This is a genomic window from Acidobacteriota bacterium (assembly GCA_020845575.1).
Lineage (GTDB): Bacteria > Acidobacteriota > Vicinamibacteria > Vicinamibacterales > Vicinamibacteraceae > Luteitalea.
This window is the reverse complement of the sequence record JADLFL010000072.1, coordinates 100,841-114,038: the sequence shown is the minus strand read 5'-3', so window position 1 is coordinate 114,038 and position 13,198 is coordinate 100,841. Positions and strand designations below refer to the sequence as shown.

Annotated in this window: 9 protein-coding genes; 4 read left to right on the top strand and 5 right to left on the bottom strand. The window is 69.1% G+C overall.

Going from position 1 to position 13,198, the window contains the following annotated elements; genetic code table 11:
• Entirely contained in the window at window positions 1-2,862 is a 2,862-nt protein-coding gene (locus IT182_18675) for a SpoIIE family protein phosphatase (GenBank protein MCC6165374.1), read from the bottom strand.
• 75 nt (window positions 2,863-2,937) lie between these two features.
• Here IT182_18675 and mtgA point away from each other — a divergent pair, with 75 nt between their 5' ends.
• On the top strand, window positions 2,938-3,861 hold the full coding sequence (mtgA, locus tag IT182_18670) for a monofunctional biosynthetic peptidoglycan transglycosylase (protein MCC6165373.1): 924 nt from the start codon (window positions 2,938-2,940) through the stop codon (window positions 3,859-3,861).
• A gap of 59 nt (window positions 3,862-3,920) precedes the next feature.
• The gene (locus IT182_18665) at window positions 3,921-4,712 is read left to right on the top strand and encodes a hypothetical protein (GenBank protein ID MCC6165372.1); all 792 of its coding nucleotides are present in this window, start codon (window positions 3,921-3,923) and stop codon (window positions 4,710-4,712) included.
• Between the two features lie 84 nt (window positions 4,713-4,796).
• On the opposite strand, the gene IT182_18660 is transcribed toward IT182_18665, so the two are convergent.
• Window positions 4,797-5,330 (bottom strand): HNH endonuclease, encoded by a 534-nt coding sequence (locus IT182_18660; GenBank protein MCC6165371.1) that lies wholly within the window; start codon window positions 5,328-5,330, stop codon window positions 4,797-4,799.
• A gap of 172 nt (window positions 5,331-5,502) precedes the next feature.
• Between IT182_18660 and IT182_18655 the strand changes: the two genes are divergently transcribed.
• Window positions 5,503-5,982: a C40 family peptidase gene (locus IT182_18655; protein MCC6165370.1), complete on the top strand. Its 480-nt coding sequence runs from the start codon at window positions 5,503-5,505 to the stop codon at window positions 5,980-5,982.
• A gap of 89 nt (window positions 5,983-6,071) precedes the next feature.
• Window positions 6,072-7,031 (top strand): gluconolaconase, encoded by a 960-nt coding sequence (locus IT182_18650; GenBank protein MCC6165369.1) that lies wholly within the window; start codon window positions 6,072-6,074, stop codon window positions 7,029-7,031.
• A gap of 80 nt (window positions 7,032-7,111) precedes the next feature.
• Here the strand turns inward: IT182_18650 and IT182_18645 are convergent, their stop codons facing one another.
• From IT182_18645 to IT182_18635, 3 genes are read right to left on the bottom strand one after another with little or no spacing between them, the layout of a single operon-like run.
• Window positions 7,112-8,104, bottom strand: coding sequence for a nitrilase (locus IT182_18645; protein ID MCC6165368.1), 993 nt, complete (start codon window positions 8,102-8,104; stop codon window positions 7,112-7,114).
• Entirely contained in the window at window positions 8,101-11,409 is a 3,309-nt protein-coding gene (locus IT182_18640; GenBank protein ID MCC6165367.1) for a VCBS repeat-containing protein, read from the bottom strand. The genes IT182_18645 and IT182_18640 overlap by 4 nt, the downstream gene beginning before the upstream one ends.
• A gap of 7 nt (window positions 11,410-11,416) precedes the next feature.
• Window positions 11,417-13,108, bottom strand: coding sequence for a CRTAC1 family protein (locus IT182_18635; protein ID MCC6165366.1), 1,692 nt, complete (start codon window positions 13,106-13,108; stop codon window positions 11,417-11,419).
• Window positions 13,109-13,198: the final 90 nt, after the last annotated feature.

Here is a 13,198-nt window from a genome sequence, read left to right as displayed (position 1 = left end):
TCACGGAAGCCGGATCTTCTGTGACTGGAAGTGGGCCGGCTGGCCCTGACGGGCGACCACTGCCAGCAGCGTGACGTCATCGTCGAACTGACCCTGCGTCCAGGCGGCGATGGCAGACAGGACGTCGTCGCGCAGTTGCCCGGCGCTCGTGTGCGGGCGATCGACGAGATCGAGCAGGCGCCCCATCCCGAAGTCCTCGCCGTCCGGACTGTGCCCGTCGGTGACGCCGTCGGTGTACAGCAGCAGGCGCGCGTCGTTGCCGAGCCGTACGTGCGCGTCCCTGTAGTGGTGACGCCGCAACAGGCCCAGACCCGGGTCGCCGAGCCCGAGTTCGTGCACCACACCCTCGGTGGCGAGTACCGGCGGATTGTGACCCGCGTTGGCGTATCGCAGATCCCCTGTCGAGATCCGCAGCACGCCATAGAAGAACGTGACGAAGCGTCCCCTGCGCAGGTTTGACGCAAGCGTTTCGTTGACGCGGGTGCAGAGATCGGCGGGACTCACGTCGGGGCCCGCGAGTGCCTTGACCGTAGCCTGCAGGTTGGCCATGACGAGCGACGCCGCGAGACCCTTGCCCGCCACGTCCGCCACGCACACGGCGATCGCATCGTCGGACAGCCTCCACGCGTCGTAGTAGTCGCCGCCCACGGCGAGCGCGGGATGCCACGCGCCGGCGAGCGACCATGCGTCAGGCTGCGGCAACTGCTGCGGCAGCAGCGCGCGCTGGTTGTCGAAAGCTTCCTTCATCGACGCACCGTGCTGGCGGGCTTCCATGTCCGCCAGTACCATCGACGTCTGCGCCGCGAGCGACGACAGGACTTCCATGTCGCGCTCGTGCCACGAGTCGTCTGACCGCTTGCGCCCGAGGCCGAGCACGACAGGGATCGCGTCGCCCTGCCGCACGGGCAGCAGCGTCTCGATGCCGAACTGCTCCCATGTCTCCGCCTCCGTGACGCCCATCGACACCTCGGCGAGCATCGTCGGCCCCATGAGGCCCGGCGCGCGCTGCGTGAGGAACGGAAGGACGGCGAACGCATCGCGCGCTGTCGGATCCGGCGAATGAGCGGTGACAAACGACGACTGATCCTCACGCCGGCGGAACACGTACGTGGGCGCGTGCGGCATCGCCTCCTGCAGCGCGAGCACGAGACTCCGTTCGAGATCATCGCGCCGCGACACCGAGCGCAGCTCCTGTCGGTGGCGCGCCAGGACGCCGACCGGGTCAGGGGTGCGCTGGTAGAAGTGCTTGTCGACACGCCGCTGCACGCGTCGACGGAGCGGTTCGAGGGCCGATGTCGCCAGCAGCGTGATCAGGATCGTCACGATCCTGCTGCTGTGCAGCGCTTCGCCGAGCGTTGTCGCGATGAACAGCACGATGGCGGCCATCCCCACGTACACGCTCGCCGTCGTCAGCAGGTAGAAGAACGTCAGGCGGATGATGAAGCGGATGTCCATCAACCCGAAACGCAGTACCGCGGCGGCGAACGCGAGCGGGATCACCGAGTACGCCACCCACGTCGAGATCTCGAACAGCGGGAAGAGCCACGGCGGCGGCGCGTAGCCCGACGAGAACGAGAGCGACAGCGAGAGCAGCGCGAGCACGAGCGCGCTGCCCAACGCGAGCGTCACGCTCACGAGCGGCCAGCGAATCTGCCGGCGCACGTCCTCCGAGCTGTGCCGCCACGATCGCCACATCGCGATCCCGCAGGCGACCGGGTATGCCGCGCCGATCCCGAGCGTGAACAGGAGCACGGCACAGACGACCAGCGCACCCACGACGACGCCCGCCGCCTGGGGCCACCGGATGCCGATGGCCACGACGAGCGCGGTGAAGGCGGCGATGTAGGCCAGCGATGTCGCCGCCGCGAGCCACTGCGCGTGGTCGAACAGGCGGTCTCGCCACATCAGGCCGCGAAGACGTCCTCGCCAGACTGCCACCGCCGCGCCGCCTGCCACGGCCGCCACGGCGAATCCGACGATGGGGCGCGTCGGGCGGGCGAGCGCCTGCAGCGCGATGACGACGATCGCGGGCACGGCGATCGAGCACATCAGCGTCGGCACGAGGTACGTCAGGCGCAGCACGCGACCGAGCGTACGCGGTGCGAGGCGTGGCTGTGGGAACAGTGCGAGGAAGTGCAGGAGCGTCGGGTTGATGACCAGCCCGCACGCGTACGTGATCGCGAGCGAGGCCAGGTTGAAGCGCGTGAACGCGTCGGGTACCGGCATCACCGTCTCTGGCGGCTGGCTGAGGCCCGGCACCGAGAAGTTCAGCATCGAGAGGCCCAGCGTCGAGCCGAACAGCATGAAGAGCAGCGCACGCGGGTCGTCGGGCCGCCACTTGAAGACCACGGCGGGGATGCCCAGGAACAGCGCGAAGACCACGAGCAGGCGCAGGGCGACGCCCCACCACTGCCGGCGTGTCTCGAGGACGGGCGTCGCGGTGAGCTGTCGCGTCAGCCGCACGCCGGCGCGTTCGACGTCGAACGTCACGGTGTCGCCGACGCGCAGCCTGTCGTGGACGGCCATCAGGTCGCGCGACTCCGACGTCGCGATCCCGTCGACGGCGATGACCCGATCTCCGGGCCTGATGTCCGCGGACGCGGCGGCGCCACCGGCGCGCACCGCCTTGACGACGACTGAGGCGGATGGATCTGACCGCCCGAGCATCGTCGAACGCTCGCGATTCATCTGGAGGCCCAGCGTCGGCTTCGTGCGTGCCTGCACGAGCGCCACGACCCCCCACAGGCTCATCACCGCGAGTGCCACCAGTACGCCCGTGGAGAGCGCGCGGCGATGACGGAGCATCGCGCTGGTCACCCCGTCGTGGGCGATCTCCTCAGGCACGGGCGCCGGGGCGGTCATCCGCGGAATTGTACGAGAGTGCCCGTCTCACCCCGGACCCCGTGATGCGGGCGACATATACTGCTCGTCACGCCGATGGCCGCGCCCCGCCGCCGTTCGTCCCGCGCGCCGAAGCGGTCATCTCCCCTGCGCACGGCAGGGCAGTGGCTCACGGGCACCATCGCCGCGGGCGTCCTCTTTCTCGGCTATCTCGCGCTCACGGTGCCCGATGTGCGGCCGCTCATCGGCGCGCCACCCGCCGACACCGCATTCATGCGCATGCGCGCGCGTCAGGCGCACGCCGAGGGGCGGCCCGACGCGCGCGACTACCGTTTCGTGCCGTATGGCCGGATCGCCCAGACGCTGAAGCGTGCGGTGCTGACGGCCGAGGACAGCGGATTCTGGAATCACGATGGCATCGAGCTCGACGCGATCATGGAGTCGCTGGAGACCAGCCTCGCCAAGGGCGAGATCGTGAGGGGCGGTTCGACGATCACGCAGCAACTGGCGAAGAACCTCTACCTGCCGCCGTCGCAGGATCCGCTGCGCAAGTTGCGTGAGTTGATGATTACGCACAGGCTCGAGCGCCTGCTCACCAAGCAGCGCATCCTCGAGCTCTACCTCAACGTGGCCGAATGGGGTGGCGGCACGTGGGGGGCCGAAGCGGCGAGCCGGCGCTACTTTCGCAAGTCGGCGGCGAGCCTCTCGGCGTCAGAAGCGGCGCTGCTCGCCGGTGCGCTCATCAATCCCAACCGCTACAGCCCGGCCGATCCGCCGCCGCGACTGCGTCGTCGTCAGCAACTCATCCTCGCGCGCATGGGCAGGCGCGGTGCGCCGGTGCCGCCCACCGACAGCGTGACGACGGTGCCCGCGGCGCCCGCGGCGCCCGCGCCGGACTCGGCCGTGGAAACTCCCGACGTGCCAGCCACGTCTGAAGACGCGAACGTCGCGCCGCCTCAGGCCACGCAGCCCGACAGCACGGAACCTCGACCGTTGCCGCCGACGACACCCGACGCTTGACCCGCCGGGCAGGGCAAGTGTTTCATGTTGCGTTCCGCCAGGCCGATTCGCTGACAGCGATGTTCCATTTCACTCACGCGCTTTCCACGCTCGTCGCCGACATCGTGTCGCGCGTGCCGGCGATGGCGCATGTGCAGACCGAGCGCACGCTGGTCTTCGCGCGGCGTGGCCGGTCGGGTGCCGATGGGCCCAATGCGACGTGTCATTGCCTCACGCTGCCGGCGAGCGAGCCGGGGTATTACTACTGGGCGGATGCCGAGACCGGCGCACTCACGCGCCGGTCTCCGTGGTTTGTCACGCGCTCACCGCGCGTAGTGATACAGGACACGCCCATCGACTACATGATTTCGGTGGCGCTCCCGCGCTTCTCCGATCAGGTGAGCCGTCGCAAGCGCGAACGCTATCCGGGGTTGCCGCCGTGGGTGGGGCGTCTCGACACGGTGGTTCACGAGCTGTATCACATCGCGCCTGATGCGAGCGGCCTGCGTCTCCTCACGCGACCAGACGGCACGGCCGATCACCGCGCGCATCCGCCGCAGTTCTTCGACGACGTGCGGGATCTCGTTCGAGCCTATCTCGATACGTCACCATGCGCTGACGTGTTGGAGGTGGTGCAGCACGATTTCGCCACCCTCGTGGCACGGCACGGGCAGGTTGTCGGCACGACGTTCAGGGACGCGTCGTATCCGCAGCGCTACGTCGACGTGCTGGCGGACCAGCCGACGGAACCCACCGTGCCGGTCGAACCGCTGAAAGAACCGCCGGGTCGCGCCCTGTTCACCGACGCCGACCTCGTCGTCCGCGACTTCAGCCGCGCCCGGCAGCCCGTCGTCCCCACGTGCGCTGCGTAGGCGGGCACGGGAATGTCGCGATGCCGAATGCCGGGAATGCAGGCGCAGGCAGGATGTGATCGGTTGCCGGTCGTCGGTCCTGACCTACGTTTCGTCAAGGGCGACGTTCCAGTACAGGTAGTCGCGCCAGCTGTCCGGCGTGTGGCGGAGGCCGATCGTCAGGCGCACTGCGGGCGCCTTCGACGGCCGCTTCGGGGTGCGGATGAGCGTCATGCCGGCCTGCTCGGGCGTGCGTCCGCCCTTCCTCCGGTTGCACGTCACGCACGCGGCGACGATGTTGTCCCAGTTCTTGCGACCGCCCTGGGCAACTGGCACGACGTGATCGAAGGTGAGGTCGGCGGCCGAATGGCGCACGCCGCAATACTGGCAGGTGCAATGATCGCGGGCGTAGATGTTCGCGCGCGAGAAGGGCACATCATCGATGGCCCGCCTGATGCGTATCCGCCTCAACAGGCGGATGACCGACGGAAGGCGAAAACTCAGCGAGACGGAGTGAACTTCCCGGTCGTAACTGGCCACGACCTCGACCTTGCCCTGGCACCACAGCGTGAGTGCCTTCTGCCAGTTGACGACCTTGAGAGGTTCCCACGTCGCGTTGAGAAGCAGTGTCTGCTCCATAGGCGGCGTTTACTGACGGCTGCGACGGTACTGTCCCGTAGTCTGGCCGAGCCCGTTTCGGAGTGTCAAGACACGCGCTCCCTTCCCATAGGAGCCCGGGCGTGCCCCGCCCGCCCAGGCCGTAAGCCCTCCGCCTCTAATGGGTTGCGCCCCTGTGCCCGATAGCGACTTCGTGGACCTCCGACGCCTCGCCCTCGTACTGCTGCTTGCGACGAGCGCCGGTGCGTGTGCCTCATCAGGTGCGCCGCGCGCCCTCGTCATGCCGCCTGGCAGCGCGGCGCGCGGGGCGACCATTGCCGCCGAGGCACGGACCTACACCGGAGTCGCGTACCGTGCCGGCGGGGGCGACCCGACGGGATTCGACTGCAGCGGTTTCGTGCAATACCTCTACCGGCAGGCAGGGATCGCCCTGCCGAGGACGGCCGAGTCGCAGTTCGACGCGGGGCGCTCGCTGCGGTCGCGCGACCTGGAGGCGGGCGACCTCGTCTTCTTCCGCACGGAAGGCCGTCGCATCTCGCACGTGGGTATCGCCACCGGGCACGGCACCTTCATCCACGCGCCCAACGCGCGCAGCCGTGTCCGCGTCGATCGCCTCGACGCCGCGTACTGGTCCGATCGCTACGCCGGTGCCCGCCGCATCGTCAGGCCCTGACCGCACGACGGCCGTACGAGGTTGTGGGATTCGCTCGATTCTGGAATTCTGCTGGGATGGCGCGTGCGGAGATTCAGCGAGTCGAACCCATGGCCGTCGTGCCTGGCGGCCGTCTCATCGTCAAGGGACAGGGATTCGACGTGCGGCCCGGCCACGTGCCCGGCGTGACGCTCGGGAGCGTACCGGTGCGCGTCGTGCGGGCCTCGTCTCGCGTGCTCGTGGTCGACGTGCCGGGAGAGGTGCCCGGTGGACGCCAACCGGTCGCGATCGAGGGCCTCGAAGGATCGACGCCCTACGTCACCGTCGGGTCGGTGCTCGCCACCGGCGTCCACCAGGTGGACAGCCCCGTGTACGACGGCGACGGACGTCTCTACACCACGCTGAGCGGTCAGCGTGGGCAGCAGACACCCGTGTCCGTGTTCCGCGTGAGTGCGGATGGCGCGCGCGAACCCTTCGCGGCGGGACTCGGCAACGCGACGTCGCTGGCGTTCGGACCCGATGGCGAACTCTACGTGTCGAACCGCTTCGAAGGCAGCGTCACACGCGTGTCGCCGGAAGGAACGCCGACGAAGTTCGCCGACGGTCTTGGCGCCGCGTTCGGCCTGGCGTTCACGAGTACCGGCCACCTGCTGGTGGGCGATCGGTCTGGCACCATCCATCGGCTCGATCGCGACGGCCATCCCGCGGTGCTCGCGTCGATCCCGCCGAGCGTTGCCGCGTTCCATCTCGCGGTGGCGCCCGATGACGTGCTCATCGTGTCTGCGCCGACGCTCAGTTCGTCGGATGCCTTGTATCGCGTGAGTCCCGACGGCACGGTCGAGCGCTGGCTCGATGGCTTCGGCAGGCCACAGGGCGTCGCGTTCGATCGGCACGGAGTCCTGCACGTCGTCGATGCGCTGGCCGGCGACAGCCTCGTCTATCGCGTCGACGCCGATGGCACGCGCACCGCGGTGCTGAGCGGCGCCGGCCTGATCGGCGTCGCGTTCGATCACCTCGACGGCGCGATGACCGTCTGCACCGACGACACGATCTACCGCGTGGCTGGATAGATGCCGGACTTCACCACGATGTAGCTGCCGGACTTTGTCCGGCAGTCAGTGATGATGGTCCGCCGGATGAAATCCGGCGGCTACACCGTCCCGCGCCTGCCGCGGGTGCGGGCTTCGTTCAACGCGTAGGTGATCGGTGACGCGATGCCGGCGGGCGGGAAGCCGTCCTGCCGGTACACGGGATAGGCCGACGAACGCAGGTGCGCCAGCATGTGATGTCCGATGCGCGTGGCCCGCTCGTGGCGCAGTGCGTCGATGTCGATTGGCGCCACCACGATCCGTTCACCGGGTCCCGGAGAGGCATCCGCAAGCAGGCGCCCGTCGAAGTCGACCACCTGGCTCCCGCCGGGCCAGGAATACGGCGGATAGTGCGCGAGGCTCGCGCCCTGATTGGCCGCTACCACGTACGCCATGTTCTCGATCGCGCGCGTGCGGTTGACGAGCGTCCACCAGTTCATCGGCTCGGTCGCACCCCATGGATCCATGTATGCGGAGACGCGGATCAGCACCTCGGCGCCGTTGGCGGCCAGTTGGCGGATGGCTTCGGGAAACAGCCAGTCGTAGCAGATCGCGCAGCCGAGGCGGCCGATGGGCGTGTCTGCCACGGGGAAGAGCGGCTCGTCGTAGTCCGGGATGTCGTGCGGACTCGCGTGGACCTCGAAGGGGATCCACGGATTCACCTTGCGATAGCGCGTCAGGATACCGCCCGGACCGATGAGGCACGTCGTGTTGAACACCACGCCGGGCCAGCGCGCGTCGACCTCCAGCATCGAGCCGCTCTGGATGTAGATGTCGTGGCGGCGCGCCCGCTCGGCGAGTCGATCCGTGTGCTCGTTCGGGATCGAGACGGCGAGCTTCTCGGCGAGCGTCTCCACGCGCGGATAGACCGGCGCCGCGTGCGCGAATTCAGGGAACACGACGAGCCGCACGGGAAGGAAGGGCTGGCTGCCGGCGACGGCCGCGTCGATGAGCGCGACGATGCGATCCGTGCTGGCGCGCATCTCGTCGCGCGTCCGCGGGTTGGGGAGGTCCGTCTGACACGCGGCCACCGCATAGCGCAGGCGCGCGGTCATCGCGGCACTCCGGCGAGGCGCGGCACCTGGCGCGAGACGACGCGCGTGTTGTGCTGCACCATCCAGTCGGGGTCATCGACGCGGGCCGTCGACGCACGCACGGGACCACGCGAGGGCAGCGGCCACGCCGAGTCGGGATTGGCCGAATTGATGTCCATCTCACGGCTGAATCCGTCGCCGTGCAGCAGGAACGTGCGCGTCAATCCCGCGGGCAGTGGCGGCAGTCCATCGGCCGCGAACGCCAGCGCCACTTCATCGCCCGGCCGCGAGATCACGAATCGATCGTCGACCGCCGACAACAGGTCGCGCACGTCGCCTTCGCGCGTATACCGGCCCGGCATCTGCTTCCACGGCGCGTCGGGCGTCACGCGCGCGTAGTCGAAGGTCAGGGGTTCCTGCGCCGACACCATCGCGGAGAAGCCGCGCCATCGCAGGTCGGCCGCAGCCGCGGGCAGGCGCGTCGTGACGACGCGGGCGTCCGCCACGCGCGTCGCGACTGCGATGTGATCCCAGTACACGCGCATGCTCGTCGTGATGCGGACCTCGCGCGACGCCGACGGGAACCGATCGGACAGGTCCACGACGATCGTCTGCGGACGACCGACGGGCACGCCGATCTCGGCGATCGTCGTGGTCCATTCGCCGTTGCCATCGCGAACCTGGAGTGCGGGCGGCTGCAGGGCATGCCCGGCCTGCGCAGCGGCGATGTTGTCGCTGGAGAAGGCGTAGTCGGTCCAGCCGGTGAGGAGCAGCACGGCGCCCTGCGCGGGTGTCGCGGCACCGAGGTCGATCGTCACGGCGTGTGGCTGCGCGTAGCCGCGGATCGGCAGCAACGGCAGGCCGTCCACGTAGCGACGGTCCGTGCGCGCAGCTTCGGACGAGGCGTCGCGTCCCGCGGCGTCGACGATGTGCACGGCTGGGCGGGGATTGCGCACGGTGGCCATGCGAAGTCCCGGCTGCGGCGCCGACACGAGTCCCTCGAGCGGAAAGACGTCGGTGCCTTCCGGGTGGTCCACGGCGATGAGCGACAGGTGATCGAGAAACAGCGTCTCTTCGAGCTCGTTGGTCACGCGCAGTTCGAAGCGTCCGTCGCGTGCGCGAAGCTGGTCGCCCCTGATGCGCACGAACTCCTCGGGATCGGGTGTTGCGTACACGCCGGGGCTCGCCTGGTAACCCATCTCGCCGCCGCCGAGGAAGTCGGTGATGAACTCGAACCCGTCGCCATTCCACGTGAACAGGTACGGACAGGACGAGGGCTTGCGATCGAGTTCGACGACCGTCAGAGCGCCAGCCGTCGTGAGGGTTGGCGTGATGGGCTCGGCCTGCACCACACCCGACGGCCACAGTACGCGAACCACGTCGACGGCCGATCGCGCGCCGATACCGAAGAGGAGATCGGCGGGCGTCACGGCAGGTGACGCCGCTGTCGTTTCGACCTTCTGCCACAGGCTGCCCGCGCGCATCTCCACCTTCGCGCCCACGCCGCTGCGATTGCTCACCTGGCCTTTCGTCGTCACGCGGAAGCCCCTGCTCGGGCCGCTCGATGTGTGCAGGGCGAGAGTCGTGTCGCGCAGCGAGAGGAGATCGAGGGTGCCGGATCTGTCGGCATCCAGCAGGACGAGAGCTGACGCGCCTGCCAGCACTTCCTGCGCGACAGGTTCGAACGCGCCGGCGGCGTGCTGGCGCAGCGGGCTGATACCGTCGGTGGTGACGGCGACGAGATCCAGCAGGCCGTCGCTGTCGACGTCGCCGGCCTGGAGTGCGACGGTCCCGCGCGGCATCGTTGCGACAGGCCGCGACGAGAACGTGTTGCGCGCGGAGCCGACGGCCATCACACCGTCGCCGGCGGCCGTGGCGATCGCGATGTCGGGAAATCCGTCCTTGGTGAAGTCCGCGACGGCGATGGCGCGCGCGGCGGGCAGTGCGTCGAGACCGAACGTCGCGCCGACCTCGCTGAACGTCGCATCGCGCATGTTGCGCCACAACCTGATGCGCCCGTCCCCTCCCAGCACGACGAGATCGATGTCTCGGCGCAGGTCGACGTCGGTGGGGACGATCGCCGCGGCGACGATGGCACCTTGATCGGGCAGAGCCGACGTCGTGATGTCCGCGAACGTGCCGTCACCGTTGTTCCGCCACAGCGCGAGCGGCGCCGCGGCGCCCGCGTCACGCGTTGCGCCGCCGAGGACGAGATCGAGGTCACCATCGTGATCGACGTCAGCGAGCGCGACGGTACGCACGTCGAGCGTCGTTCTGATGGTGGTCGATGCCGTGACGTCTTCGAAGTCGGTCGACGCACCACCCTTCTGTCGCCACACGGTCACCCCGGCACGACCGTGCAGCAGCAGATCGGCCCTGCCATCGTTGTCGATGTCGGCGATGACGATGCCGCGTACGCCGAGCGTGGATGGCACCGGCCAGGGCGTGGCTCGGATGGGCGCGGGTGCCGCGCCGGCCGACGTGCGGAGGATCTCGAGGCCGGCGTCGCGCACGACGATCACCTCGCTGAATCCATCCCCGTCGACGTCGCCGGCGGCCATCGCGAGTACGGGCGACGCCACACCCGTCGACGTCGTCGCGTAACGCAGCGGCGGCGCGGCGACGGGCAGCACGTCGGCCTCCGCGCCCGTCGAGACGATCGCCTCCGCGTAGCGCCCCTGTTCGAGGTACGTGTTCGAGTACGTCGTGCCGTAGCCGTGTTCGCGCAAGGCCTGGAATCGGGCCATCGTCGCCGCACTCGCTTCGCGCTGTCCGGCGCGTGTCTGCGCGATGGCGAGGTTGTAGAGCGCGGAGACGTTGTACGGCTCGAGCGCCACGGCGCGCGTGAAGAGTGGTACCGCCTCGGCATATTCGCGCTGCTGCACGAGCACCTGGCCCACGTGCACGAGCGACGCCACATCGTCGGGGTCGGCGGCGAGTACGCGCCGGAACGCGGCGACCGCGTCGGCCTCACGGTTCTCCGCGCGCGCGATGAGTCCCAGCACGAACGCCGCGTGCGGCGGCGCCGTCGGGTCGGCAGCGGCGGCAGTGGCAGCGGCAAGCGCCGCCGGCAGATCGGGTTCGTAGAGTCGCGCGATCGCGAGGTTGACGCGCGCGGGCGTGAACGCGGCGTCGATGGCCAGGGCCGCGTCGAACTGCGCGGCCGCCTTCGCGTAGTCGAACTGCTCGAGGTACGCCACACCGAGGTTATTGGCCTGCCATGTGCGTTCGCGACGATCGGCGGAGGGGGGCGGTGCCTGCGTCTGCGCAGCGAGCGCGACGCCGAGCGTGACGGCGGTAACGAGGAACAGGAGGCTTCGAGTCATTGGGCCATCAGCGACGGAACGGGACGCGCCCCGTGATGCCGCGTCCTTCGGTGACCACGAGCGTCTGGCCCGCCTGCTGCGCGCCGAGTCGTTCGACGCCGCCGTTTGGCCACCGCACTTCGACCTGCTCGACGCGCGTGGCCGGTCCGAGCCCGAACGTGACGGGCAGTTCGCTCTGCGACAGGTAACTGGAGCCCGTCTTGACCATCGCCATGCGCGTCCTGCCGCCAGCCGTCACGCGCACCACCGCGCCGATCGCCGATCGGTTCGACGGACCGCCGACGAGCGACAGACGCAGCGCCTGACCGCCGCGGGAGTCGTTGCGCAGCACGCGCGCCGGGCCGTTGCTCGTGGTGATCACGAGGTCCTGGTCGCCGTCGTTGTAGATGTCGAGGTGCGCCGCGCCGCGGCCCACGATCGGCTGCGCCAGTGCGGGAATGGCGCGTGCGAGATCCTGGAAGCGCGTGCGCCCCATGTTACGGAACAAGTGGGCGGGCTGCGCGTACGTCACGCGCGACTGCGCCCGGGCGATGTCGTCGGCGACATGGCCGTTGGCCGCGAAGATGTCGAGCAGGCCGTCGTTGTCGATGTCCACGAAGAAGCACGCGAACGTCAGCGTGAGCAGCGAGTCGCGGCCGAGACTGGTCGCCGGCGCCTCGTCCACGAACAGTCCGTCGCCCTCGTTGCGATAGAGCGCCAGCATCTCGTTCGAGAAGTTGCCGATGACCACGCCCTGCCGGCCGGTGCCGTCGAAGTCCGCCGCGTCGATGCCCATGCCCGCGCGCGCGACGCCCGCGTCGTTGAACGCCACGCCCGACGCGACGCCCTCGTCCACGAACGTACCCTTGCCCGTGTTCCGATACAGGCGATTGGGCTGCGTGTCGTTGGCGACCAGGATGTCGATCCAGCCGTCGGCGTTGAAGTCGATCAGGGCGACGCCGAGACCCTTGCTCGCCGGATCGTGCACGCCCGCCTTCGTGGTGACGTCCTCGAACGTCCCGTTGCCGCGATTCCGGAACAGGAATGGCGTCGCGCCCTTGTAGGCCTCCGGCGTGCAGTAGGACTTCGTCTTGCCGTCGAGCGAGCAGTGTCGGTCGGTGGCGACCGTCCATTCCACGTAGTTGGTCACGAACAGATCGAGGCGCCCGTCCCTGTCGTAGTCGAGCCACGCCGCGCTCGCGGAGAAGCCGGCGCGCGTGAGCCCGGCCTTCTGAGTCACGTCCTGGAACGCACCCTTGCCGGTGTTGCGGTAGAGGCGATTGCCACCGACGCCCGTCACGAAGAGGTCGACGAACCCGTCGTTGTCGTAGTCGCCCGCCGTGACGCCCATGCCGTACATGCGTGTGGCAAGGCCCGCCGCGCGCGTGACGTCGGTGAAGCGGCCGTTTCCGGCGTTGCGGTAGAGCGCCGGCAGGCTGCGCGCCGCGGGCTGTCCCGGCCACGAGGTGCTGTTCACAAAGAACAGATCCTGGCGTCCATCGTTGTCGAAGTCGAGCACTGCCACGCCCGACCCCATCGTCTCGGGCAGGTACTTGCGGCCGAACGCGCCCGTCACATGACGGAAGCTGACGCCCGAGGCGGTCGTGACGTCAGTGAATGCCACGCCGGCACCGGCGGGCGCCTGTCCGTGAAGGCCGGAACCGAGGCTGGCGGCGGTGAGCGCCATCAGCGTGAACGAGAGCAGTCGCGTGGAGGGCATCGAACTCGTCAATCCTACCGGCACCGGTCGTCAGGAGGCACGGCATAGCAGATTCGGGCTATGCTTCGCCATCCGAAAGGGTGGGTCGCC

Bases quoted from the DNA above. Each gene is read 5' to 3' on its own strand.
- IT182_18645 (MCC6165368.1), bottom strand. From the start codon at position 8,104: ATGACCGCGCGCCTGCGCTATGCGGTGGCCGCGTGTCAGACGGACCTC.
- mtgA (MCC6165373.1), top strand. From the start codon at position 2,938: ATGGCCGCGCCCCGCCGCCGTTCGTCCCGCGCGCCGAAGCGGTCATCT.
- IT182_18640 (MCC6165367.1), bottom strand. From the start codon at position 11,409: ATGACTCGAAGCCTCCTGTTCCTCGTTACCGCCGTCACGCTCGGCGTC.
- IT182_18665 (MCC6165372.1), top strand. From the start codon at position 3,921: ATGTTCCATTTCACTCACGCGCTTTCCACGCTCGTCGCCGACATCGTG.
- IT182_18675 (MCC6165374.1), bottom strand. From the start codon at position 2,862: ATGACCGCCCCGGCGCCCGTGCCTGAGGAGATCGCCCACGACGGGGTG.
- IT182_18660 (MCC6165371.1), bottom strand. From the start codon at position 5,330: ATGGAGCAGACACTGCTTCTCAACGCGACGTGGGAACCTCTCAAGGTC.
- IT182_18650 (MCC6165369.1), top strand. From the start codon at position 6,072: ATGGCCGTCGTGCCTGGCGGCCGTCTCATCGTCAAGGGACAGGGATTC.
- IT182_18635 (MCC6165366.1), bottom strand. From the start codon at position 13,108: ATGCCCTCCACGCGACTGCTCTCGTTCACGCTGATGGCGCTCACCGCC.